This window comes from Pseudomonas sp. B21-021 (assembly GCF_024749205.1).
Classification (GTDB): domain Bacteria; phylum Pseudomonadota; class Gammaproteobacteria; order Pseudomonadales; family Pseudomonadaceae; genus Aquipseudomonas; species Aquipseudomonas paraglycinae.
In genome coordinates this window covers 6,095,736-6,120,633 of record NZ_CP087192.1, presented here as the reverse complement: position 1 = coordinate 6,120,633, position 24,898 = coordinate 6,095,736, and the positions used below count along the sequence as shown (strand labels likewise).

Below are 24,898 nucleotides of genomic sequence, written 5' to 3'. Positions count from 1 at the left end.
GATTTGAATGCTAACGAGGAGTCGCAATGCTGCCTTACCCGCAGATCGATCCGGTGGCCCTGGCCATCGGTCCGCTGAAAATCCACTGGTACGGCCTGATGTACCTGGTCGGCATCGGCGGCGCGTGGCTGCTGGCATCGCGCCGGCTCAACCGTTTTGACCCGACCTGGACCAAGGAGAAACTCTCCGATCTGGTGTTCTGGCTGTCGATGGGGGTGATTGTCGGCGGGCGTCTGGGCTATGTGCTGTTCTACGACCTGAGCGCCTACATCGCCAACCCGACGCTGATTTTCGAAGTGTGGAAGGGCGGCATGTCGTTCCACGGCGGTTTCATCGGCGTGATGCTGGCCGCGCTGTGGTTCGGCAAGCGTAACGGCAAGTCGTTCTTCCAACTGATGGACTTCGTGGCGCCGATGGTGCCGATCGGTCTGGGCGCCGGACGCATCGGCAACTTCATCAACGCCGAGCTGTGGGGCAAGGCCACCGACGTGCCGTGGGCAATGGTGTTCCCGCCGTTCAGCGACCCGGCGCAACTGCCGCGTCATCCGTCGCAGCTGTATCAGTTCGCGCTTGAGGGCGTCGCTCTGTTCCTGATTTTGTGGATTTTTTCGCGCAAGCCTCGGCCAACCATGGCGGTCTCGGGCATGTTCGCGCTGTTCTATGGCATCTTCCGTTTCATCGTCGAATTCGTCCGCGTGCCGGACGCGCAACTGGGCTATCTGGCCTGGAACTGGCTGACCATGGGTCAGGTACTCTGCGTACCGATGATCATCGGCGGGTTGTTCCTGATCTGGCTGGCCTACCACCGCGCCCCGGCGGCGCCGGTTGCACCGACAGCTTAAATATTCGAACCCCGGCGCCGTTTGCCGGGGCTCAAGGACACAGGTAACTCATGAAGCAATATCTCGATCTGGTGTCGCACGTCATCAACAACGGCACCAAACAGGCCAACCGTACCGGCGTGAACACCATCAGCTTTCCGGGCGCCATGCTGCGCTTCGATCTGCAGGAAGGTTTCCCGGCGATCACCACCCGCAAGATGGCCTTCAAATCGGCCATCGGCGAGATGTGCGGCTTTCTGCGGGGCGTGAACAACGCTGCGGAATTCCGTGCGCTGGGCTGCAAGGTCTGGGATCAGAACGCCAACGAAAACGCTCAGTGGCTGGCCAACCCGTTCCGCCAGGGCGAAGACGACCTCGGCGAGATCTACGGCGTGCAATGGCGCAAATGGCCGGCGTACAAGCAGATCCCGCTGAGCAACACCGCCGCCATCGAACAAACCTTGAGCAACGGCTACAAGCAGATTGCCCAGGGCGAAGAAGACGGCCAGGCCTACGTGGTCTTGTACAAAGCCATCGATCAGGTGCGCCAGTGCGTCGACACGATCATCAAGGACCCGGGCAGCCGCCGCATCCTGTTCCACGGCTGGAACTGCGCCCAGCTCGATGAAATGGCCCTGCCGCCGTGCCATCTGCTGTACCAGTTCCACCCGAATGTCGAGACCAAAGAGATCTCTCTGACCCTCTACATCCGCTCCAACGACCTGGGCCTGGGCACGCCGTTCAACCTCACCGAAGGCGCCGCACTGCTGAGCCTGATCGGTCGCCTGACCGGCTACACGCCGCGCTGGTTCACCTATTTCATCGGTGACGCCCACGTCTACGAAAACCACCTGGACATGCTCAACGAACAGCTCAAGCGCGAGCCGTTCGCCATGCCGAAGCTGAGGATTTCGGACCGCGTGCCGGAGTTTGCCAAGACCGGTGTGTACCAGCCGGAATGGCTGGAGCTGGTGGAGCCGAGCGACTTCTCGCTGGAAGGCTACGAGCACCATGCGCCGATGACTGCGCCGATGGCGGTCTGAAGCACGAGTGACAAACAACTGAGGGAGCCAAATGGCTCCCTCAGTTGTTTCTGGTGGTCAGATCGTTCCCACGCTCTGCGTGGGAATGCTGCCATGGACGCTCTGCGTCCAAAGTGACGCAGAGCGTCACGGGATTCATTCCCACGCAGAGCGTGGGAACGAGCGACAGTTGTTAGTGGCCGTGGCTTCTGCCCACATGCGAATGCTCAACCTCCGCCGCCACAACACCGCCACTTACCTCCAGCCGCTGCAAAATCCCGCACTGATCCGCCTCCGGCCCCTCGCCACAGCGCTGGCGCAGGTCGAGCAGTTGCGTCTGCAATGCCAATAACCCGTCAATCCGCGCCTTGACGTGCTGGATGTGTTCGTCGATCAGCGCATTCACGCTTTCGCACTGGTCCTGCGGGCTGTCACGCAAGGTGAGCAGGCTGCGGATTTCTTCGAGGGTCATGTCGAGGGTGCGGCAGTTGCGGATGAAGGTCAGGCGCTCGGCGTGGGCCTGGGTGTAGACGCGGTAGTTGCCGTCGCTGCGGGCCGGTTCCGGCAGCAGGTTTTCACGTTCGTAGTAGCGGATGGTTTCCACGGCGCAATCGGTCTGTTTCGCCAGTTCTCCGATCTTCATGACGGCAATCTCCAAAAGGGTGCTTGACCCTATAGTGGCTACAGGGTCTTTACTTGGCAACAGGCACCTTCATGGACGCGACCAATGAGCGATTCCCTGCACACCCACAAGCCCGGCGACGGGCACGATCACAGTCACAAACTGCAGCCTGTGCATAAACATGCCCACGCCGGCGATTCCTGCTGCGGGTCGAAAACCGTTACGCCTGCGCCGGTTCATTCGAGTGAAGACTCGTGCTGCTCGTCGAAAGCCACCGCGCCTTCACGGGTACAACTGAGCGAGGCAAAAAGTGCCGACGCCCGGCTGAGCAGCTTCCGCATCGAGGCAATGGACTGCCCGACCGAACAGACGCTGATCCAGAACAAGCTCGGCAAACTGGCCGGGATCCAGCAGCTGGAATTCAACCTGATCAACCGTGTACTCGGCGTGACTCACAACTTGCCGGACACCGCACCGATCATCGACGCGATCAAATCCCTCGGCATGCAGGCCGAACCGCTGGAGGCGGGCGTCGAAGCGCCAACGCCGGCGCCGGTGAAAAAACACTGGTGGCCCCTCGCGCTATCCGGCGTCGGTGCGCTCGCTGCCGAAGTGATCCACTTCACCAGCGCCGCCCCGACCTGGGTGGTGGCGATCATCGCGCTGATCTCGATCCTCAGCGGCGGCCTCACCACCTACAAAAAGGGCTGGATCGCCCTGAAGAACCGCAACCTCAACATCAATGCGCTGATGAGCATCGCCGTGACCGGCGCCGTGTTGATCGGCCAATGGCCGGAAGCGGCGATGGTGATGTTCCTGTTCACCGTGGCCGAGCTGATCGAAGCGCGCTCGCTGGATCGCGCGCGCAACGCCATCAGCGGCCTGATGCAGATGACGCCGGAACAGGCGACGGTGTTGCAGGCGGACGGTAACTGGGTCGAACTGGACGTCAAAAGCATCGATCTCGGCGCCCGCGTGCGGGTGAAACCCGGTGAGCGTATTGCGCTGGACGGTGATGTCGTCAGCGGCAGCTCGACCATCGATCAGGCACCGATCACTGGCGAAAGCCTGCCGGTGGAAAAAACCGTCGGCGACAAAGTGTTCGCCGGCACCATCAACCAGGCCGGTTCGCTGGAATATTCGGTAACCGCAGCGGCGAACAATTCCACCCTGGCGCGAATCATCCACGCCGTGGAGCAGGCGCAGGGCGCGCGGGCGCCGACTCAGCGCTTCGTCGATCAGTTTTCGAAAATCTACACCCCGGTGATCTTCGTCCTGGCGCTGGCCGTGGCGATCATCCCGCCGCTGTTCATGGGCGCCGCGTGGTTCGACTGGATCTACCGCGCGCTAGTGCTGCTGGTGGTCGCTTGCCCGTGTGCCTTGGTGATTTCCACCCCGGTGACCATCGTCAGCGGCCTCGCCGCTGCGGCGCGCAAAGGCATTCTGGTCAAGGGCGGCGTGTACCTGGAGGGCGGTTTCAAGCTCGACTATCTGGCCCTCGACAAGACCGGCACCATCACCCACGGCAAACCGGTGCAGACCGATTACCTGTCCCTCGACCCGACCGCCGACGCCACGGCCCCGGCGATTGCCGCCGCGCTGGCCGGGCGCTCCGATCACCCGGTGTCGCTGGCCATCGCCAACGCGGCTGTGGATAAAGGTTTCGCGGCGCTGGTTGTGGATAACTTCGAAGCGCTGGCCGGCCGTGGGGTAAAAGGCGAGGTCAATGGTCAGGTCTACCACTTGGGCAACCATCGTCTGGTCGAAGAGCTGGGCCTGTGCTCGCCGCAGCTGGAAGAAAAGCTGTTCGCGCTGGAGAAACAGGGCAAGTCCGTGGTGTTGCTGCTCGACCGCTCCGGCCCGCTGGCACTGTTCGCCGTGGCCGACACGGTCAAGGAAACCAGTCGCGAGGCGATCCGCCAACTGCACGAACTGGGCGTGAAAACCCTGATGCTCACCGGCGACAACGTCCACACCGCGCAGGCGATTGCGGCGCAGGTCGGGATCGATCAGGCCAAGGGCGACTTGTTGCCGACCGACAAACTGCAAGCCATTGAAGACCTGTATGCGCAGGGGCGTCGGGTCGGCATGGTCGGTGACGGCATCAATGATGCACCGGCACTGGCTCGGGCCGAGATCGGTTTCGCCATGGCGGCGGCCGGCACCGACACGGCGATCGAAACCGCCGATGTCGCCCTGATGGACGACGATCTGCGCAAGATTCCGGCCTTCATCAGCCTGTCGCGCCATACCGCCGCTATCCTGAAACAGAACATCGCGCTGGCGCTGGTGATCAAAGCGATCTTTCTTGGGGTAACCTTCGCCGGGCTCGCCACCATGTGGATGGCGGTGTTTGCCGACATGGGCGTGAGCCTGCTGGTGGTGTTCAACGGTTTGCGCCTGTTGCGCAAATAGAGGAAGAGGGGCGGTTGTGCTGAGTGCCGAGCTGAAAGCGTTTTACATGGTGGCCCGCCTGGGCAGCATCACGCTGGCGGCGAAAAAGCTCGGCCTCAGCCAACCGACCGTGACCACCCAGATTCGCAATCTTGAAAGCCAGTATTCGGTGGAGCTGTTCTACCGTGGCGGCAGGCGCCTGAGTGTCAGCGACGAAGGTGCGCGGCTGTTGCCGATGGTCAAGGCGCTGTTGCAGCAGGAAGCCGATATCGAGTTCTTCCTGCGCAACAGCGGTCAGGTCCAGGGCACGCTGCGCATCGCCGCCACCGCGCCGTATTACATCCTCGATCTGGTGAAGACCTTCCGCGAGCGCCTGCCGCAGGTAGAAGTCTCGGTGGAAATCGGCAACTCTCAGCAAGTGCTCGAAGCGCTGGAGGATTACCGGGTGGATGTCGCGGCGTCGTCGCAACTGCTCGACGACGCACGGCTGATCCGCCGGGTGCTCGGCAGCGATCCGCTGGTGCTGGCGGTGCATCGCAATCATCCGCTGGCGGCGCACGACCATGTCACGCTGAGTGCACTGGCCGGGCATACCTTGCTGATGCGTGAATCCGGCTCGACTACCCGTCGCCTCACCGAAGAATTGCTGGCCAGTGCCGGGGTCAGTTTCGGCCCGTTGCTGGAGATCGGCAGCCGCGAATCGATCCGCGAGGCGGTGCTGCGCAACATCGGCATCAGCATCATCGCCCGCCAGGAAGTGCCGCACGATCCACAGTTGCGGGTGCTGACCCTGGAGAATGCGCCGCAGATTCCCGAATACCTCTACTGCCTCAAGGAACGCAAGAACGCCCGGTTGCCGGCGGCGTTTCTCGGGTTGGCGCAGGAAATGTCCCCCGCTTGATCGTAATGATCGTTCCCACGCAGAGCGTGGGAACGATCCGCGATCCGCGGGGAACCCAAATCCCTGAATACCACTATCGGTCGATTTTGCCTTGTTGCCATATGACCGACGCATTACAACTCTAGGATTCGTCTCATCTGCTTGATGAGGCCTGTCCATGAACCCTGCAATCGCAACTGCCCTGACCAACCCCGGCGCACCGATGAAAGTGCGCGGCGTGCAGAAGCGCTTCGGCGCCTTCACTGCGCTGGATAACGTCTCCCTTGATGTCGCGGCTGGTGAGCTCGTTTGCCTGCTCGGCCCGTCGGGCTGTGGCAAGACCACATTGCTGCGTTGCATCGCCGGTCTGGAAAAGCAGGACAGCGGCGAGTTGTACCTCGGCGAGCGCGACGTTTCCCACCTCGCCCCGCAGGCCCGGGACTACGGCATTCTGTTTCAGTCCTACGCGCTGTTTCCCAATCTGACCGTCGAAGCGAACATTGCCTACGGCCTCGCCAGTAGCGGTCGCGATGAAGTGCGCCGTCGCGTCGGTCAGATGCTGGAACTGGTCGGCCTCAGCGGCAGTGAGAAAAAGTACCCGGGCCAGTTGTCCGGCGGCCAGCAGCAACGGGTGGCACTGGCCCGCGCCCTGGCCCCCGCACCGTCGCTGCTGTTGCTCGACGAACCGATGTCGGCCCTCGATGCCCGCGTCCGCGAGCATCTGTGCACCGAGCTGCGCCAACTGCAACGCAACCTCGGCATCACCACCCTGATGGTCACCCACAATCAGGACGAAGCCATGCTGATGGCCGACCGCATCGCCGTGATGAACAACGGCAAGGTCGAGCAGTACGCCACCCCGCAGGAAATCTACAACCGCCCGGCCACGCCGTTCGTGGCCGAGTTTGTCGGCCAGGGCAACTGGCTGCCGTTCCAGCGCAGCAGCGACAGCCACGCCAAGGTCGGCGGGATGAACCTGCGCCTTGCCGATGGCAGCGTCCATAGTCCGTCGGGCCGGCTGTTCTGCCGCCCGGAAGCGATCAACGTCAATCCGTTGGTGCACGAAGAAAACCTGTTCCCGGCCAAGGTCCGCGAGATCACTTTCCTCGGTAACCGCTGCCGCATGAGCTTCGAACTCGATCAATTGCCCGGTCACGCCTTGCTCGCTGAACTGGCGCCGGAAGCCATGCCACGCCTCGGCGCCCAGCAGATCATGGTCGCCTTGCCGCCAGGCAGCCTGCAGGTGTTTGCCTGATGAACAGCAACCTCGCACTGCCGCTATCGCAAAAGCAGGCGCGGCAGGTGTCCGGGGCCGAGGTCGGCGACCGGATCTTCGTCCTCGGCGGCAAACTCCTGCTGCTGGTGCTGCTCGGTGTGGCCGTGCTGTTGCCATTGCTGGCGATCTTCTGGCGCGGCTTCAGCAGCGAAGCCGGGCAGGGTGGTGGCTGGCTCGCCGCCAAGGAGCTGGTGAGCAGCGACAATTTCCACTGGTTGCTCGGCAACAGCCTGAAGGTTTCCCTCAGCGTCGCGACGATCGTCGTACCGCTGGCCTACCTGTTTGCCTACGCCTTGCAGCGCACGTTGATTCCCGGCAAAGGCATCTGGCGCGGGATTTCGTTGCTGCCACTGATGGCGCCGTCGATGCTGCCGGGGATCGCGCTGGTCTATCTGTTCGGCAATCAGGGGATGTTGCGCGGGCTGCTGTCGGACAACATCTACGGTTTCTGGGGGATTGTTCTGGGTGAGGTGATCTACACCTTCCCACACGCCTTGATGATTTTGCTGTCAGCCCTGTCGCTGGCGGATGCACGACTGTTCGACGCTGCGTCGAGCATGGGTGCGAGCCCTGCGAAAGCCTTCCGCAGCATCACCTGGCCGGCGACCCGTCAGGCTGTGTTCGCCGCGTTCTGTCTGGTGTTCACCCTGACCATCACCGATTTTGGTGTGCCAGTGGTGGTCGGTGGCGACTATCAGGTGCTGGCGCTGGAAGCCTACAAAGCCGTAGTCGGCCAGCAGCAATTCGGTCGCGGCGCGTTGATCGGCATGGTTCTGTTGCTGCCGGCACTGTTCAGCTTCGGCGTCGATGCCTGGCTGCGTCGGCGTCACGGCGACTCCATGAGCGGCCGCGCCCAGGTGTTCAAACCGGCGCCGTCGAAGAAGCGCGATGCCTTTTATCTCAGCATGGTCCTGCTGATCAGCGCCGCGTTGCTGCTGGTGTTCGGCATGGCGGTGTTCTCGTCGCTGGTGAAGTTCTGGCCGTACAACCTGTCGCTGTCGCTCAATCACTATCAGTTCAACGAGACCGCCGGCGGTGGCTGGCTGGCCTATGGCAACAGTTTGAAGATGGCACTGGGCACGGCTCTGATCGGCAGCGTGCTGATCTTCACCGGTGCCTACCTGATGGAAAAGACCCGCAACCAGCGCGGGCTGAATCTGACACTGCGCATGCTCAGTTTCGTACCGATGGCGGTGCCGGGGCTGGTGCTCGGTCTGGGTTACGTCTTCTTTTTCAACCTGACCGGCAACCCGCTGCACGTGCTGTACGGGACCATGACCCTGCTGATCGTCTGCACCATTGCTCACTATTTGACCACTGCGCAAATGACCGCCACCACCGCGCTGCGTCAGCTCGATGCCGAGTTCGAAGCTGCCGCGCTGTCGCTCAAGGCGCCGCTGTACCGGCATTACCTGCGGGTCACCGTGCCGATCTGCCTGCCGGCGCTGCTGGACATCGTGCGCTACCTGTTTGTCTCGGCCATGACCACCGTGTCCGCCGCGATCTTCCTCTACAGCCCCGACACCATCCTCGCGGCGGTGGCGGTGCTGAACATGGATGACGCCGGCAACGTCGGCGGCGCGGCGGCGATGTCGACGCTGATTCTGTTCACCTCGGCGGGCGTGTCCTTGCTGCTGGCGTGGGCTTCGCGCGGCTTGCTGCGCCGTTCCCAGGCCTGGCGGCAAACGGCGCCCGGCCACTGATTTTCCCAACCTCAACTCAAGACAGGAAAACGATCATGTTCAAGCCTATGGCCCTGGCCGCTGCTGTGCTCGCTACTTTCAGCCTGAATGCCTTCGCGGCAAAAACCGAGTTGACGGTGTACACCGCCCTCGAAGCCGAGCAGTTGAAGTCCTACAAAGAGGCCTTCGAAAAGGCCAACCCGGACGTCGAGATCAAGTGGGTGCGTGACTCCACCGGGATCATCACCGCCAAACTGCTGGCCGAAAAGGATCGCCCGCAGGCTGACGCGGTCTGGGGCCTGGCGGCGTCGAGCCTGGCGATCCTCGATCAGCAGGGCATGCTGCAAAGCTATGCGCCGAAGGATCTGGGCAAGATCGGCGCGAACTACCGCGACGCCGCCAACCCGCCAGCCTGGGTCGGCATGGACGTCTGGGCCGCGACCATTTGCTTCAACACCGTCGAGGCCGAGAAACAGGGCCTGACCAAACCGGTGAGCTGGCAGGACCTGACCAAGCCTGAGTACAAAGGCAAGATCGTGATGCCGAACCCTGCCTCGTCCGGCACCGGTTTCCTCGACGTCAGCGCCTGGCTGCAAACCTTCGGCGAGAAACAGGGCTGGGCCTACATGGACGGCCTGCACCAGAACATCGGCCAGTACGTTCACTCCGGCTCCAAGCCTTGCAAACTGGCGGCAGCGGGCGAATTCCCGATCGGCATTTCCTTCGAATACCCGGCCGTTCAGCTGAAGCGCCAAGGTGCGCCGCTGGACATCATCCTGCCGAAGGAAGGCCTGGGCTGGGAGATCGAGGCGACTGCCGTGATCAAAGGCACGCCGCACGAAGAGGCCGCGAAGAAACTGGCCGACTTCTCCGCCAGCGCCCCGGCGATGGATCTGTACAAGGAAAACTTCGCCGTCCTCGCCCAACCGGGCATCGCCAAGCCGCAGACCGAACTGCCGGCCGACTACGAGCAGCGCCTGATCAAGAACGACTTCGCCTGGGCCTCGAAGAACCGCGACGAGATCCTGACCGAATGGCGCAAGCGCTATGACGGCAAGTCCGAGAAAGTCGCTGCCAAGTAAGAATTTCATTGACTGACAGGGCCTCTTCGCGAGCAAGCCCGCTCCCACATTGGATCGCCAGTGAACACAAAATCTGTGCACACCCGATCCACCTGTGGGAGCGGGCTTGCTCGCGAAGGCGGTCTCCCATTCAGGGCATATCTCCATGACACAACACAAAGACCTGCTCATCGTCGGCGCCGGCATCCTGGGCCTGTCCCACGCCTATGCCGCTGCCCGGCGCGGTCTCAAGGTCACGGTTTTCGAACGCACCGCCACGCCACTTGGCGCGTCAGTACGCAACTTCGGCCAGGCACTCGTTACCGGCCAGCCACCGGGCCCGATGCTCGAACTGGCCAAGGCCAGCCGCGAAATCTGGGGCCAGTGGGCGCAGCTCGCCGGCCTGCAACTCAAGCGCAACGGCTCGTACCTGTTCGCCCGCACCGAGGCCGAAGAGCACTTGCTCGAAGCCTTCTGCGCCGGACGCGCCGTGGAGCACGACTACCGCGTCGAACTGCTGCGCGGTGCGGCGCTGCGCGATCTGTACGGCGGCCAGTTCAGCCATCACCGCGCCGCGCTGCACGGTATGGACGACCAACAGCTGTATTCCCGGGAAGCGATTCCGGCGCTGATCGAATACCTGCGCCGCGAGCTCGACGTCGAGTTTCACTTCTCGACGCTGGTTCGCGACGTCGAGCCTGGGCGCCTGCAAAGTACTGCCGGCACATTCTCCGCCAAGCAGATCATCGTCTGCTCCGGCCACGATTATCAGACCTTGCTGACCGAGCCGATTGCCGCCCTCGACCCGCAAATCTGCCGACTGCAAATGCTCCGCGCCCGGCCGCAGATCGACCTGAACCTGCAACACGCCTTGCTCACCGGCCTCAGCTGCGTGCATTACGGCGCCTTCGCCGATCTGCCGGAAGCGGCCGCAGTGCAGGTGCAAATCCTGCGCGAGCAACCGCACTTGCAGGAAAACGGCATTCACCTGCTGATCAGCCCGACGCCGTATGGCGAACTGATCATCGGCGACTCGCACCATTACGGCAGCGATCCTTCACCGTTCAACGCCGAGCAGGTCGACAACTGGATGCTCGAACTGGCCGAACAGACCCTCGGCTGCAAGGTGCAGGTGGTCGAGCGCTGGCAGGGTGTCTATGGTTCCCGGGGGCCGGGGCCGTTTTCGTTCCTGCGTCCGGCGCCGGGGCTGAGTGTGGCGCTGATGCACAGCGGCGTTGGCATGAGCGTCGGCCCGGCCATGGCCGAGCGCAATGTCGCACAGCTTTTTGGAGAGAACGGATGTTGAGTCACGAGCAAGTCATCGACCGGGTGTTCGGCCTCTATGAGCGCTTCGGCGCCAGCGACTACATCGGCGAACCGGTGTCGCAGATCGAGCACATGTCCCAGGCGGCGCAACTGGCCATCGCCGAAGGCTTCGACGACGAAGTGGTGCTTGCCGCGTTCTTCCACGACATCGGCCACTTGTGTGCCGAAGGCGCGGAGAACATGGGCGGTTACGGCGTGGTCAGCCACGAACGTCTCGGCGCGGATTATCTGCGTGAGGCCGGCTTCAGCGAACGCCTGGCGCGACTGGTGGAATATCACGTCCAGGCCAAGCGCTATCTGACGCTCAGGGAATCGGGCTATTACGACCGCTTGAGCGAAGCCAGCCGCCGCACCCTGGAATATCAGGGCGGGGTGATGACCGAGGCTGAAGCGGATGCGTTCGAGCAGGATCCGTTGTGCGCCGTCAGCCTGCGAATGCGCCAGTGGGATGAGTTGGCGAAGGAAATGGCGGTGCCGGTGATGGATCTGTCTGTTCTCAAGCGCAAGGCTGAAGTTTTGTTGTCGACCGGGTGAGGGCACGGATCTAAAGCTCAAGCACCTTCCCGACCAACAACTCAATCTGCTCCTGCCGCTCCGCCTGATTCAGCTTCGGATGCGGATTCAGCGAAGACCATTGCGGATGCGCGCGCGCCTTGTTCAGCGCCTCTGGCAGCTTGCCTTCGCGCCAGGTCTTGTCCTGCGGCGTCGCCACCTGAACGGCATCCATCGCCGCATGGCCTCGGGCATTCAGCGCTTGCAGCAGTTGCCGCTGACGCAGTGCCAACAGGCGCAACACGTTGTCGTCGACCGTCAGTTCCCTCTGCCCTTTGATCTTGCCGAGCAGGCGGTTGCCATAGCTGCGGGCGGTTTGCAGGGCGCCGCCAGCAATCGCGCCGGCCAGAGCGGCGGCGCCGAGGGTGATGCCGCCCACCAGCAGATCCACACCCGCACCGGCTGCGGCACCGGCGGCAATCCCGCCGCCGACTCGCACGCCGAGTTGCTTGAGGGTTTCCGGGTTGAACAGGTCATCGCCCCAGCGCCCGTCGAGCAGCGGCAGATCGCTGGCGGCGGCGTCCTGCGGGCGGAAGGCGTAGAGCTTGAGCAGCGCTTCGACGCACTTCTGCTCGCGCTGTCGCACGGCTTTGCGCAGTTCGCTGATGGCTTGTTGTTCCTGTTCGGCGTTGCTCGCCACACTGCGTCGGCAGGCGGCGCAGTCGATCAGCAATTCGGCAATCAGGCGAGCTGCACTTTGCTCGCGGGCGAGGCGCTGGGCCTGTTGATCGGCGATCAGCCGTTCGAGCTGAGGGCGGGCGTTTTCCAGTAGCAACGCGAGGCTTTCATATAGCCGCCGTTCGCCGTCTTCGGGCGGGGCGACGCTGTCGAAACGCACCAGCGCGTGCAGGCCGAGACGCGCCAGTGCTTCGCGCCAGTCCGGCTCGCGGTGGTTGGCGCTGCTGACGAAATTCAGCACCGGCAGCAACGGCTTGCCGCAACTGGCCAGCACTTCCAGTTCGTCGCGGTACTTGGCCAGCACCGGTTCGCGGGCGTCGATCACGTACAGGCCGGCATCGGAATCGAGCAGTTGCCGCAGCACCTTGGCTTCCTGCTCAAAACGCTGACGCGCTTCGCTCCCATCGAGAAACCGCGCCAATCGCGCCGGGCCGTCGAGGCGTTCGCCGGGGCGCTCCAGACGTTCCAGAAAATCCAGCAGGGCGATGGCGTCTTCCAGACCGGGCGTGTCGTAGAGGTCGAGCAACGGTTCGCCATCCACCGACAACCGCGCGCCTTCGACATGCCGGGTGGTGCTCGGGCGATGGGAGACTTCGCCGAAGCCGACGTCGCGGGTCAGGGTGCGCAACAGCGAAGTCTTGCCGACGTTGGTGTGGCCGACCACCGCCAGTTTCAGCGGCGCTTTCCAGGCATCAGTCATGTCCGTGCTCCAGCCAGTTCAACGGGGCGCAATCGGCGAACGGAAGCTCCAGTTGTTGCAGCGCCAGGTGCCAGTCACCGAGGCGTTCGGCGTCCAGCGCCTGTCCTTGCGGCGCCTGCAATAGCCAGACGCGGGTCGCGGCGGCGTTGCGCGCCAGCTCGGCGATCAGCGCCAGGCTGCCGCGATCCGGTGAACGCCGTGGGTCGCAGGCAATCGCGAGGCGCGCCGGCGGGAAGCGGCTGAGCTGTTCGAGCAGTTTGTTGCGCGATTCCCGACTGTCGAGGATGCCGGCGTTGCTGACGTTTTTCGGCAGCGTCGGCGGCCATGAGTGTTGGTCGTCGAGTTCGATTGCCACGAGCAACGCGCCGTCGCTGGCGTGTTCGCCCACGGTGCTTTCGACGCGGTGCAATTGCGCAGGCTCCGGGTCGGTGATGCCGAGGCGTTCGCTGGTCGGCATCAGGCGTTCGCGCAGTTGGGCGTAGCCGGGCAGGTTCAGGTCCAGGCGCAACGCCGCTTTGCCGCTGTTCCAGCGCCAGAAGCAAAACAGCGCCAACAGCAGGCGCGGCAACACGCCGTACACCACCAGCACGCCGACCAGCCAGGTTGCCCAGGCCTGACGGGCGCTTTCGATGTTCAGCGCGGTGTCGCCGCTGGCGCGGATCATGTCCACGGTCGGCACGTTGAAGCCCAGCAGCGCCGGCAAGGCGCCGAGGGCCTGAGTCATGTTGATGAACGTGTCGGCGCTGAGAATCGTGGTTTCCCAGACAAAGCCGTAGCGCCGGGTCGCCATCAGCGTCAGCAACAAAACCAGCGCGCTGAACATCGCCAGCAACCACAGGCCATTGACCAGCGAGCCGAGCGCCCAGCGATTGAGCTTTTTGCGTTGCAGCATCAACAGCAGGGCCGGCGCCAGTTGTGCAGCTTTGGCATCGCGGGCAAGTTTTTCACTGAGCCACAGCCACAAGCGCCCGAGGGTGGCGCCGTGTTCGCCAGCGAAGATCAGCCCCAGCGCCCAGCTCAGCAACAGAATCAGGTTCAGCCCGAGCAGACTGCCCAAGGCCCAGAACACATTGACCGGCGTCTGGCCCAGTGCGGCGAAGGCCAGCCCGGCGCCGCTCAGTACCGCGAAGATCGCCAGCAGCACCAGCGCCAGACGCGCGCCTTGCAGCCAGTGCTTGAGCGCCGAGGTCAGGCCGTCGCGCTCGGCCAGCCACAGGGCGCGGCGTTGAATGCGTCCCGGCAGGTCGCCGCCGGCCGCGCGGGCCAGGCGATTGGCTTCCAGATCGTCCAGCGGGCCTGCGTGTTCTTCGCGCAGGCGCACGGTTTCGGTGAGCCAGAGGTTTTGCAGTGAAGTCAGTTCAGTCACGCGGCATCCCGTTGCTTGATTGAGCCGTGAGCATAACCGCTGTGGCGCTTATCGGGGTAAGGGCGGCTCTGGTATCCTCGCCGGCATGACTAAATCACTCCCCCTCAGCCTGATCGCAGCCCTCGGTGAAAACCGCGTGATCGGCGTCGACAACAGCATGCCCTGGCACCTGCCGGGGGACTTCAAATACTTCAAGGCCACGACACTCGGCAAGCCGATCATCATGGGCCGCAAGACCTGGGATTCGCTGGGGCGCCCGTTGCCGGGTCGTTTGAACATCGTGGTCAGCCGTCAGGCCGATCTGGTGCTGGAAGGCGCGGAAGTCTATCCGTCGCTGGAAGCCGCCGTGGTTCGCGCCGAAGAGTGGGCGAAAGAGCAGGGCGTCGACGAGTTGATGCTGATTGGCGGGGCGCAGTTGTATGCGCAGGGGCTGGCGCAGGCGGATCGCTTGTATCTGACCCGTGTGGCATTGAGCCCGGAAGGCGATGCGTGGTTTCCGGAGTTCGATCTGAACCAGTGGAAGCTGGTGTCGAACGTGCCGAATCCGGCTGAAGGCGACAAACCGGCTTACAACTTCGAAGTCTGGGAAAAAGCCTGAATCTGTGGCGAGGGAGCACACTCCCTCGCCCACAACGTCAATCAAGCCTGAGCAAGCTCCGCATGCTCATCGGCATCCAGCAGTGCCTTGTCGGTCTGCTGCATCGCCTGGCTGGTAATCGCGCCAGCGGTGATCGAACCGCTCACGTTCAGCGCTGTGCGACCCATGTCGATCAGCGGCTCGACCGAAATCAGCAACGCCACCAGCGAAACCGGCAAGCCCATGGCCGGCAGCACAATCAGCGCGGCGAAGGTCGCACCGCCACCCACGCCGGCCACACCGGCCGAACTCAGGGTCACAATCGCCACCAGCGTCGCGATCCACAGCGGATCCAGCGGGTTGATGCCCACGGTTGGCGCAACCATCACCGCCAGCATCGCCGGGTACAGGCCGGCGCAACCGTTCTGGCCGATGGTCGCGCCGAACGAAGCGGCGAAGCTTGCCACCGATTGCGGAATGCCCAGACGACGGGTCTGTGCTTCGATGCTCAGCGGAATGCTCGCGGCGCTGGAGCGGCTGGTGAACGCGAAGGTCAGCACCGGCCATATCTTGCGGAAGAAACGCAGCGGGTTGATCCCGGCCGCCGACACCAGCAGGCCGTGCACCACGAACATCAGGCCCAGACCGAGGTACGACACCACCACGAAACTGCCGAGCTTGATGATGTCCTGCAGGTTGGAACCGGCAACCACTTTGGTCATCAACGCCAGCACGCCGTAGGGGGTCAGCTTCATGACCAGACGCACCAGACGCATCACCCAGGCTTGCAGGGTGTCGATGGCGTTGATCACTTTCTGACCTTTCTCGACGTCATCCTTGAGCAGTTGCAGCGCGGCAACCCCCAGGAACGCGGCGAAGATCACCACACTGATGATCGAGGTCGGCTTGGCCCGCGCCAGATCGGCGAACGGGTTCTGCGGGATGAACGACAGCAGCAGTTGCGGCACATTCAGATCGGCGACCTTGCCGGCGTAGTCGGTCTGAATGGTTTGCAGACGGGCCATTTCCTGAGTGCCGGCGACCAGACCTTCGGCGGTCAGGCCGAACAGGTTGGTCAGTCCGATGCCGATCAGCGCCGCAATTGCGGTGGTAAACAGCAGCGTGCCGATGGTCAGGAAGCTGATCTTGCCCAGCGACGATGCGTTGTGCAGACGGGCCACGGCGCTGAGGATCGAGGCGAACACCAGCGGGATCACGATCATTTGCAGCAGTTGCACGTAACCGTTGCCGACCAGATCGAACCAGCCGATCGAGGCTTTCAGCACCGGGTTGCCGGCACCGTAAATCGTGTGCAGCGCGACGCCGAATGCCACGCCCAGCACCAGCGCGAGCAGGACTTTTTTCGCCAGGCTCCACGAGGTGTGACGGGTTTGCGCCAGGCCGAAGAGCAGGGCGAGGAACACCAGCAAGTTGAGAATCAGGGGCAAATTCATGAGGACTCCAGAAAAGACTGTGCCAACAACCTTCCGGGGCTGTTGCGAACCGGCAAGCCTAACAGTTTGATTTCCAATGATTTAATACCGAAATCAAAGGTCGTCCGTCGTTTTTGGAATAAGCGGGTGTCGCTCTCGGAGATGCAACTGGCGCGAAACGGACGTGGACGGTCGCTGACAGACGGGGACTGTCACATTTATTTGTTAGCGTCGATTTCTTTGACCCAGGGAGAAGCGCCAATGAAGTTTGCACCGAAATTTCTGGCTGTCGCACTGACTGTGGGGATGGGCCTGGCCACTCAGGCATTCGCCACCGACCTGAAACACTGGCCGGCGGATCAGGCCAAGGCACTGGACGCTATGATCGCCGCCAACGCCAACAAGGGTAACTACGCGGTGTTCGACATGGACAACACCAGTTACCGCTACGACCTCGAAGAGTCGTTGTTGCCGTTCATGGAAAACAAGGGCCTGATCACCCGCGACAAGCTTGACCCCTCCCTGAAACTGATGCCGTTCAAGGACACCGCCGACCACAAGGAAAGCCTGTTCAGCTACTACTACCGCCTCTGCGAAGTCGACGACATGGTCTGCTATCCATGGGTCGCGCAGGTGTTTTCCGGCTTCACCCTCAAGGAACTCAAGGGCTACGTCGATGAGCTGATGGCCTCGGGCAAACCGGTGCCGGCTACCTATTACGAAGGTGACGTGGTCAAGAACCTGGATGTGAATCCGCCGAAGATCTTCACTGGCCAGAAAGAGCTGTACAACAAACTGATGGAGAACGGCATCGAGGTCTACGTGATGACCGCCGCCTCCGAAGAACTGGTGCGCATGGTCGCGGCCGATCCGAAGTACGGCTACAACGTCAAACCGCAGAACGTGATCGGCGTGACCACGTTGTTGAAGAACCGCGAGACTGGCGAACTGACCACTGCGCGCAAGCAGATCACCGCCGGCAAATATGACGAGAAGGCCAACCTCGGCCTCGAACTGACCCCGTACCTGTGGACCCCGGCGACCTGGATGGCCGGCAAGCACGCGGCGATCCTGACCTACATCGACGAGTGGAAAAAACCGGTACTGGTGGGTGGCGACACGCCGACCAGCGACGGCTACATGCTGTTCCACGATGTGGACGTGGCCAAGGGCGGTATTCACCTTTGGGTCAACCGCAAGGACAAATACATGACCCAGATCCAGGGCATGATGGCCAAGCATGCGGCGGCCCAGGCGAAAGAAGGTTTGCCGGTGACGGCGGACAAGAACTGGGTGATCGTGAAGCCGGAAGAAATCCAGTAATTGCTACGGTGATCGCTCTCGAGCAGAGCGCGATGATCGTTCCCACGCTCCGCGTGGGAATGCAGCCCGTGACGCTCCGCGTCACTGGACGCAGAGCGTCCCTTGAGGCATTCCCACGCGGGAGCGTGGGAACGATCAAAACCTGAAGGCAAAAAAATGCCCCGCACTTGGCGGGGCATTTTTATGCGCGACGGCTAAGCATTACAGCCCGTCGAGCATCGCCTTGTTGCGCACGGCACCCTTGTCGGCGCTGGTCGCCAGCAGGGCGTAGGCTTTGAGGGCGGTGGTCACTTTGCGTGGACGCTGTTCGACCGGTTTCCAGCCTTTCTTGTCCTGCTCGACCCGGCGTGCCTCCAGTTCTTCGTCGCTGATCAACAGGTTGATCGAGCGGTTTGGAATGTCGATCAGCACCTTGTCGCCGTCCTGCACCAGACCGATCGCGCCGCCGGCCGCAGCCTCTGGCGAAGCGTGGCCGATGGACAGACCGGAAGTACCGCCGGAGAAACGGCCATCGGTCAGCAGGGCGCAGGCTTTGCCCAGGCCTTTGGATTTCAGGTACGAGGTCGGGTAGAGCATTTCCTGCATGCCCGGGCCGCCTTTCGGGCCTTCGTAGCGAATGATGACGATATCGCCTTCCTTCACTTCGTCGGCGAGGATGCCGCGTACGGCGCTGTCCTGGCTTTCGAAGATCTTCGCGTTGCCTTCGAACACGTGGATCGACTCGTCGACGCCGGCGGTTTTCACCACGCAGCCGTCCAGGGCGATGTTGCCGTACAGCACGGCCAGGCCACCTTCTTTCGAATAGGCGTGTTCGAAGCTGCGGATGCAGCCGTTTTCACGGTCGTCGTCCAGGGTTTCCCAACGGGTCGACTGGCTGAACGCGGTCTGCGTCGGAATGCCGGCCGGGCCTGCCTTGAAGAAGTGGTGCACGGCTTCATCGTCGGTCTGGGTGATGTCCCACTTGGCGATGGCTTCTTCCATGCTGCGGCTGTGTACGGTCGGCAGGTCGGTGTGCAGCAGGCCGCCACGGGCCAGCGAGCCGAGGATGCTGAAGATGCCGCCGGCGCGGTGCACGTCTTCCATGTGGTACTTCTGGATGTTCGGCGCGACCTTGCACAGCTGCGGCACGACGCGCGACAGACGATCGATGTCGCGCAGGTCGAACGCAATCTCGGCTTCCTGGGCTGCAGCCAGCAAATGCAGGATGGTGTTGGTCGAACCGCCCATGGCGATGTCGAGCATCATCGCGTTCTCGAACGCCTTGAAGTTGGCGATGTTGCGCGGCAGTACCGATTCGTCGTTCTCGCCGTAGTAGCGTTTGCACAGTTCGACGATGGTGCGGCCGGCCTGCAGAAACAGCTGCTCGCGGTCGCTGTGGGTGGCCAGGGTCGAACCGTTGCCCGGCAGTGCGAGGCCCAGGGCTTCGGTCAGGCAGTTCATCGAGTTGGCGGTGAACATGCCGGAGCACGAACCGCAGGTCGGGCAGGCGCTGCGCTCGTACTCGGCAACCTTCTCGTCAGAAGCGCTGGAGTCGGCGGCGATGACCATGGCGTCGACGAGGTCGAGACCGTGGCTGGCCAGTTTGGTTTTGCCGGCTTCCATCGGGCCGCCGGAAACGAAGATCACCGGAATGTTCAGGCGCAGGGCGGCCATCAGCATGCCCGGGGTGATCTTGTCGCAGTTCGAGATGCAGACGATGGCGTCGGCGCAGTGGGCGTTGACCATGTACTCGACGGAGTCGGCGATGATTTCGCGGCTCGGCAGCGAATAGAGCATGCCGTCGTGGCCCATGGCGATGCCGTCGTCCACGGCGATGGTGTTGAATTCTTTTGCAACGCCGCCAGCGCGTTCGATCTCACGGGCAACCAGTTGACCCAGGTCCTTCAGGTGAACGTGACCCGGTACGAACTGGGTGAAGGAGTTGGCAATGGCGATGATCGGCTTCTTGAAGTCGTCATCTTTCATCCCGGTGGCGCGCCACAGTGCGCGGGCGCCGGCCATGTTGCGGCCGTGGGTGGATGTTTTCGAGCGGTAATCTGGCATGGAGCACTCCGGGCGGCTAATCAGGTATCAAAAGGGAGTGAGCTTCTATTGACGTCTGGAACACTCAGAAATGGCCGTGTGTCCTGATGTTGCCGATGACGTTGCGGGATCGCCGCTGGTCTCAGCCTGAGCTCATAAACCCGCCGGGGATGAATGGCGATGAATCTCGCGATTCTACACCGCTGGCGTCAGGAGGGAATGGCGCAAAGCGTTGTTCCAGTGCTGACGAAGCGTGCGGGATGACGACCGGCAGGATTAATCGCTATCCGGTTGCGCCACCAGAGCGTTGCGCCGGCTGATCCGCGCGTTCAACGCCAATGCCACTCCGCTGAGTATCACGAAGCTATAGCCCAGCGTGGATTGAAGGTTGGTCGGGCTCAGGCTGATCAAGGCACTGATCAACCCGCCGCAGATGAAAATGATCGTGCTGCCGGCCGAGGCTGAGGTGCCGGCGTTTTCCGGAAACAGACTCATGGCCTGGGACGTGGCCGCCGGCCGGGCAATGGTGGTGCCGGCGGTGCAGATCAGCATTGGGATCAGCACGGTCGCCGGAGCCAGTGCAAAGTTCGACGACAGGTACAGCATGGTCACGCCGGCGAACAGGATCAGGCTCAGGCCGACGACCATCTGCTGGCCGCTGTTGATGCGCCTGCTCAGCACGCTGGCGAGGATCCCCCCGGTGACGTAAGCCGCACCGTAGATCAGCAGGATCAATGAAAATTCGTAAGCGGACAGTTGCAGTCGATCCATGAAGATCAGCGGCGAGATCACGATGAATGAAAAGTGGCAGGCGAAGGCAAATGCTGAAATCAGCCAGTAGCCGACGAAGTCGAAATCTCCCAGAACCCGTCGATAGGCCGTGAGGAAGTTCGTACGTGTGCCAGTGGCGGTAGGTCGGGTGTTCTCCAGAAACAGCCAGGCCTTGAGCAGCACTGCGGCTGATAATGCGATGAACACCCAGAAGCTGCCGCGCCAGCCCAGCGTCGCCTGAAGAAAGGTGCCAGCCAGCGGCGATATCGAGATGAAAATCCCGCCGGCGGTCACCATCAGGATCCGCAGGCGATCACGTTGCTCGTCTTCAAACAGATCCTGCACCAGCGCCTGTGACAGCACGAAGCAACCGCACCCCAGCGCCTGCACCACCCGGAACATCAGAAACAGTGAATAGTCCGAGGTCATCACGCACCCGAGGGCGCCGAGTATGGAAACGCTCATGCCGGCGAGCAGCAGTCCCTTGCGTCCGATCACATCCGACAGCGGCCCGATCAGCAACTGGGCGAAGGCAATTCCGACCGCAAACAGGCTGATCGACAGGGCGATGTCCGCCGGGGTGCGGCGAAAGTGTTCGGCCAGTGCCGGGAACGAAGGCAGCAGGACATCCAGTGGAAAGACGCCGAGCAACACCATTGCCAGCAAAAGACTGACAGCACCGCGCCGCTGTCGTCGGGTCACCACAGATTGTCCGTCATCCATCGATCAGTCCTGCCCTGGCAAATAGTGTCTGGTTTTGAGGTACGGTAAAAAATCCGGCTTTCTTCAATGCGTTCAATGTGGCGAGGCTGCCGGCGCGTGCCCGCCGTCGACTGGCCTGGGTCGTTGTCATCGTGCCGAGAATGTCCATCACCGTGGTGTTTGCAATGCCCGCGCCACAGAGGCTTTCCTGCAGCCAGTGCTCATCCACTTCGAAGAAGATTTGCAGAATGTCGAGCAGGGTCGTCGCGGTGAACGTTCGCTGTCGCGGGTTCAGGTGCAACCAGAGGTAGTGGAACACTTCGGTGAAATAGCGGCTGTGGCGCGCTTCGTCGGTGAGGTGATCGCGCAACATGTCGTTGACGCCGGACACCAGGCTGTCGCGGCAGACATCCAGCAGTTCACGGGCAATGATCGTTTCCGAAACGAAGCCCAGAAGAAAGCACGCCAGCGGTCGTTGCTCCTGCCCGGTGCGCGCAATCAGCAGGTTCATCCGGGTGATCCGCCTGGGCATCACGGGGCGCCCGGTGATGGCGTAGATACTGGCGATCTGCTCTGCCACCTGACTGGAAAACAGGGCGTGATAGCCCTCGTCGGTGTAGAGCTGGAGTGCGGCGGTTTTCATCGGCGCAGGCACCGCGACCGGCAGTTCGCCGTGGACGATGGTTTCGACGGCGCGATTGACGATCCGGTGTTCGAGCAACGTGGTGTAGTCGAGAAAATGCACCAGATGCCGGGCCGTAAGCCGATGCAGCATCGAACGGCCCGCTGCTTCAATCGCCGGGTGGGCCAGATAGGGCAGGAATGCCGGCGGAAACCAGTGCCGGGTCTCCAGTTGTTCCTGCACGTTGTCCGGCAAGCGGTAATCGTGAGGGCTGGTGCGGACCGAGGCGCGGCTGTTCCAGTCACTCAGGGTGAACTGAAAGACCGGTTCCGGGGCGAGGGGGTTCATGATTGTGCCTCACGCAGCAGGTCACGCATTTGCTGACACATCGCCTGACCGTCGCTTTCCCCGCAACCGACAAAGAACAAGGGTTGCTCCGCACTGTTCTCGAGCTTCAGCAACGTTTCGACCTGATCGTCGGAAAACGCGCCCGTGAGCCAGGTGTTCATGCCCAGCGCTGTAGCCACCAGTTGAAATGTCTGCGAAAGGTGCCCGGCTTCGACGAACGCCATTCGATAGGCGCGTGAGTGCGGGTATTTCCACCAGAGCCGGTCGAAGCGGGCGGTGATGAACAGCCCCAATGGCAGGTTATTGATGAAATGCTGGCCCCCCAGCAGATTGCCGGGCTCGGTGTCGGGCAAGGGGTTGATGAAGCTCAAGGCGTGTTCGACGGGGTGGTAGGCATAAACGCCGGGCGCCAGTCCGTCGACGTTCTGTACAAACACGAACCCGGCGCAGGCATTGAGCCCGCCGCCGGAAGGACTGCTACGCCGTGCGCCAAGTCCGTCGGCAATGCTGTCGTCGCAATCGGCTTCGCGTTCTCGCAGGTAACCGAGTGACAGGTAGAGCAAGGTGCCGACATCGTCCAGCGACACGGCGGCGCCGGTGAAGGATCGGCAGGTCTTTCGCCGGGTCAGTGAACTCGACAGGCTGTCGTCCTTCAGTGCCAGCGGTTCGGGCAGGGCGATGAGTGGGGTCGGACAGGTATCTGCAGGGATGTCGGCCGGCGGTGGGGTAGCAAGCACTGTGTTGCAGTGTTCGAGGTATTGCCTGGACCATTCCTGAATGTTTCGGGGAGTGTGTTCGCAAGGAATATCCCGAGTCCCGATATGGTAGATCCTGGACAGTTCATCCCAGCCCCAGACAGGCGCTGAGATTTTTGAAGAAGTCAGTATTCCGGCATTTAATAACTGTGTGTCTATTATGTTGCTGCTGTCATATGAATCAGGGTCGTGGACAAGTTGCGCCAGTCGGGAAGAGTATTCAAGATCAAGTTCATGTTGAGTATGGTCTTTGTAGTTCCAGACTATCTGGCCGGGCGTTCGTGGCAGTATGAATAAATAAGGGTTTATATGCATGTTGGGGCACGCTGCTCTGGATAGGTGCTTTGTCAGAGGCGCTGGGTAGCCGGCTATACCCAGCGCCAACCTTACTTAACGGGCTTTAGGTGCGACCAGAAAAGCCAGGTTTGCGAGGGTGCGGGATTCCAGAGTAATTGCTTTCATGATTGAACTCCTTGTTCGTTGTTGCTTCGTGGTTAGTTGGTGTCACCTCCGTGGTGACGACTTAATAATAGTTTGTAATGGGTTAATCGCAAGCAAATATTAAGTAGGAATAGTCCAGTAATTTTGTCGGAGTGATCTTTGGCTGGAAGTCAGTGTGTAAGTTGGATGTCGGTAAATAAAGTATTCGCGGAAATATCCTGCACGTCGGCAGGACGATAAATGTAGGAAAGCAAAATCAAAGGCAAAAAGAAGGGGAGCCCGTGGGCTCCCCTTCTTTATACGCATCGATCCCGTTAGCTGTTCGGCAGCAGGCGGCAGGTGATGCTCTTGATGTAGCGGGTTTCCGGGATGGCCGGGTGTACCGGGTGATCCGGGCCCTGACCGCCGCGCTCCAGCAGCTGGATGTTGCGGTCCAGGTGACGGGCGCTGGTCAGCAGGATGTTCTGCAGGTCGTCTTCCGGCAGGTGCATCGAGCACGAAGCGCTGAACAGGATGCCGTCCTTGGTGAGCAGGCGCATGGCTTGCTCGTTCAGGCGACGGTAGGCGCCTTCACCGTTCTTCAGGTCTTTCTTGCGCTTGATGAACGCAGGCGGGTCGGCAACGATCACGTCGAAGCGCTCTTCGCTGGCCTTGAGTTCCTTCAGGGCTTCGAAAACGTCGCCTTCGATGCAGGTCATCTTGTCGGCGAAACCGTTCAGTGCGGCGTTGCGCTCAACGCCGTCGAGGGCGAAGCCCGATGCGTCGACGCAGAACACTTCGCTGGCGCCGAATGCGGCGGCTTGCACGCCCCAGCCACCGATGTAGCTGTACAGATCCAGCACGCGTTTGCCCTTGGCGTAAGGGGCCAGGCGGGCGCGGTTCATGCGGTGGTCGTAGAACCAGCCGGTTTTCTGACCTTGAACCACCGGTGCTTCGAACTTCACGCCGTTCTCTTCCAGCGCCACCCACTCCGGCACCACGCCGAAGACGGTTTCGGTGTAACGCTCGAGGCCTTCGGCATCGCGCGCGGCGGAGTCATTCTTGAACAGGATGCCGCTTGGCTTGAGCACTTGGGTCAGTGCCGCGATCACGTCATCTTTATGCGCTTCCATGGTCGCCGAGGCGAGCTGGACCACGAGGATGTCGCCGAAACGGTCGACCACCAGACCCGGCAGCAGGTCGGAATCGCCGTAGACCAGACGATAGAAAGGCTTGTCGAACAGGCGCTCGCGCAGCGACAGGGCCACGTTCAGGCGATGCACCAGCAGCGACTTGTCCAGCGGCAGCTTGATGTCGCGCGACAGCAGGCGCGCGCAGATCAGGTTGTTCGGGCTCATGGCGACGATGCCCAGCGGCTTGCCGCCGGCGGCTTCGAGGATCGCCTGGTCGCCGGCTTTGAAGCCGTGCAACGGGGTCGCGGCCACGTCGATTTCGTTGCTGTAGACCCACAGGTGACCGGCGCGCAGGCGACGGTCGGCGTTGGCTTTGAGGCGCAAGCTAGGCAGGGACATGACGTCGCTCCGG

Annotated in this window: 20 protein-coding genes; 11 read left to right on the top strand and 9 right to left on the bottom strand. The window is 62.1% G+C overall.

Translation table 11 applies throughout. From position 1 onward, the window contains the following. Window positions 1–26 precede the first annotated feature (26 nt). Both lgt and LOY31_RS27615 read left to right on the top strand, forming a co-directional pair. Entirely contained in the window at window positions 27–842 is an 816-nt protein-coding gene (gene lgt, locus LOY31_RS27620; protein ID WP_085605938.1) for a prolipoprotein diacylglyceryl transferase, read from the top strand. A 50-nt stretch (window positions 843–892) separates the two neighbouring features. Further along, window positions 893–1,864 (top strand): thymidylate synthase, encoded by a 972-nt coding sequence (locus LOY31_RS27615; protein WP_258712546.1) that lies wholly within the window; start codon window positions 893–895, stop codon window positions 1,862–1,864. A gap of 172 nt (window positions 1,865–2,036) precedes the next feature. Here LOY31_RS27615 and cadR read toward each other — a convergent pair whose 3' ends face one another. Continuing rightward, the gene (gene cadR / locus LOY31_RS27610; protein WP_258712545.1) at window positions 2,037–2,486 is read right to left on the bottom strand and encodes a Cd(II)/Pb(II)-responsive transcriptional regulator; all 450 of its coding nucleotides are present in this window, start codon (window positions 2,484–2,486) and stop codon (window positions 2,037–2,039) included. Window positions 2,487–2,570: 84 nt separating this feature from the next. Between cadR and LOY31_RS27605 the strand changes: the two genes are divergently transcribed. The 7 genes from LOY31_RS27605 to LOY31_RS27575 all read left to right on the top strand — a co-directional run bounded on the left by LOY31_RS27605 (window position 2,571) and on the right by LOY31_RS27575 (window position 11,618). Next, the gene (locus LOY31_RS27605; protein ID WP_258712544.1) at window positions 2,571–4,880 is read left to right on the top strand and encodes a heavy metal translocating P-type ATPase; all 2,310 of its coding nucleotides are present in this window, start codon (window positions 2,571–2,573) and stop codon (window positions 4,878–4,880) included. A gap of 16 nt (window positions 4,881–4,896) precedes the next feature. Then, window positions 4,897–5,760: a LysR family transcriptional regulator gene (locus LOY31_RS27600; RefSeq protein WP_007953452.1), complete on the top strand. Its 864-nt coding sequence runs from the start codon at window positions 4,897–4,899 to the stop codon at window positions 5,758–5,760. Window positions 5,761–5,917: 157 nt separating this feature from the next. Further along, the gene (locus LOY31_RS27595; RefSeq protein WP_258712543.1) at window positions 5,918–6,994 is read left to right on the top strand and encodes a putative 2-aminoethylphosphonate ABC transporter ATP-binding protein; all 1,077 of its coding nucleotides are present in this window, start codon (window positions 5,918–5,920) and stop codon (window positions 6,992–6,994) included. Then, window positions 6,994–8,718 (top strand): putative 2-aminoethylphosphonate ABC transporter permease subunit, encoded by a 1,725-nt coding sequence (locus LOY31_RS27590; protein ID WP_258712542.1) that lies wholly within the window; start codon window positions 6,994–6,996, stop codon window positions 8,716–8,718. The genes LOY31_RS27595 and LOY31_RS27590 overlap by 1 nt, the downstream gene beginning before the upstream one ends. A gap of 35 nt (window positions 8,719–8,753) precedes the next feature. Beyond that, window positions 8,754–9,779, top strand: a complete 1,026-nt coding sequence (locus LOY31_RS27585) for a putative 2-aminoethylphosphonate ABC transporter substrate-binding protein (RefSeq protein ID WP_064600170.1) — start codon at window positions 8,754–8,756, stop codon at window positions 9,777–9,779. 145 nt (window positions 9,780–9,924) lie between these two features. Next, a complete protein-coding gene (locus tag LOY31_RS27580; RefSeq protein ID WP_258712539.1) occupies window positions 9,925–11,064 on the top strand; it encodes a TIGR03364 family FAD-dependent oxidoreductase in 1,140 nt (379 codons plus the stop codon). Then, the gene (locus tag LOY31_RS27575; RefSeq protein ID WP_258712538.1) at window positions 11,058–11,618 is read left to right on the top strand and encodes a phosphonate degradation HD-domain oxygenase; all 561 of its coding nucleotides are present in this window, start codon (window positions 11,058–11,060) and stop codon (window positions 11,616–11,618) included. The genes LOY31_RS27580 and LOY31_RS27575 overlap by 7 nt, the downstream gene beginning before the upstream one ends. A 10-nt stretch (window positions 11,619–11,628) precedes the next feature. Here the strand turns inward: LOY31_RS27575 and LOY31_RS27570 are convergent, their stop codons facing one another. Beyond that, on the bottom strand, window positions 11,629–13,014 hold the full coding sequence (locus LOY31_RS27570; RefSeq protein WP_258712537.1) for a GTPase/DUF3482 domain-containing protein: 1,386 nt from the start codon (window positions 13,012–13,014) through the stop codon (window positions 11,629–11,631). Beyond that, a complete protein-coding gene (locus tag LOY31_RS27565; RefSeq protein ID WP_258712535.1) occupies window positions 13,007–14,380 on the bottom strand; it encodes a DUF2868 domain-containing protein in 1,374 nt (457 codons plus the stop codon). The genes LOY31_RS27570 and LOY31_RS27565 overlap by 8 nt, the downstream gene beginning before the upstream one ends. 85 nt (window positions 14,381–14,465) lie before the next feature. Between LOY31_RS27565 and LOY31_RS27560 the strand changes: the two genes are divergently transcribed. After that, on the top strand, window positions 14,466–14,978 hold the full coding sequence (locus tag LOY31_RS27560; protein ID WP_096817529.1) for a dihydrofolate reductase: 513 nt from the start codon (window positions 14,466–14,468) through the stop codon (window positions 14,976–14,978). A gap of 41 nt (window positions 14,979–15,019) precedes the next feature. On the opposite strand, the gene LOY31_RS27555 is transcribed toward LOY31_RS27560, so the two are convergent. Next, window positions 15,020–16,411 carry an L-cystine transporter gene (locus LOY31_RS27555; RefSeq protein ID WP_007953434.1) on the bottom strand — a complete coding sequence of 464 codons (1,392 nt, stop codon included), beginning with the start codon at window positions 16,409–16,411 and terminating at the stop codon, window positions 15,020–15,022. 240 nt (window positions 16,412–16,651) lie between these two features. Between LOY31_RS27555 and LOY31_RS27550 the strand changes: the two genes are divergently transcribed. After that, window positions 16,652–17,713 carry a phosphorylcholine phosphatase gene (locus LOY31_RS27550; protein ID WP_085605918.1) on the top strand — a complete coding sequence of 354 codons (1,062 nt, stop codon included), beginning with the start codon at window positions 16,652–16,654 and terminating at the stop codon, window positions 17,711–17,713. 201 nt (window positions 17,714–17,914) lie between these two features. Here LOY31_RS27550 and ilvD read toward each other — a convergent pair whose 3' ends face one another. The 5 genes from ilvD to LOY31_RS27525 form a co-directional block, all read right to left on the bottom strand. Continuing rightward, entirely contained in the window at window positions 17,915–19,756 is a 1,842-nt protein-coding gene (gene ilvD / locus LOY31_RS27545) for a dihydroxy-acid dehydratase (protein ID WP_258712533.1), read from the bottom strand. Window positions 19,757–20,011: 255 nt separating this feature from the next. Continuing rightward, complete coding sequence (locus LOY31_RS27540; RefSeq protein ID WP_258712531.1) at window positions 20,012–21,229, bottom strand: multidrug effflux MFS transporter; 1,218 nt, start codon at window positions 21,227–21,229, stop codon at window positions 20,012–20,014. Next, window positions 21,222–22,178: a diiron oxygenase gene (locus LOY31_RS27535; protein WP_258712530.1), complete on the bottom strand. Its 957-nt coding sequence runs from the start codon at window positions 22,176–22,178 to the stop codon at window positions 21,222–21,224. The genes LOY31_RS27540 and LOY31_RS27535 overlap by 8 nt, the downstream gene beginning before the upstream one ends. Then, the gene (locus LOY31_RS27530; RefSeq protein ID WP_258712529.1) at window positions 22,175–23,248 is read right to left on the bottom strand and encodes a SagB family peptide dehydrogenase; all 1,074 of its coding nucleotides are present in this window, start codon (window positions 23,246–23,248) and stop codon (window positions 22,175–22,177) included. Before LOY31_RS27530 ends, LOY31_RS27535 begins: the two co-directional genes overlap by 4 nt. Window positions 23,249–23,688: 440 nt before the next feature. Beyond that, complete coding sequence (locus LOY31_RS27525; protein ID WP_085605910.1) at window positions 23,689–24,885, bottom strand: class I SAM-dependent rRNA methyltransferase; 1,197 nt, start codon at window positions 24,883–24,885, stop codon at window positions 23,689–23,691. Between the last annotated feature and the right edge of the window lie 13 nt (window positions 24,886–24,898).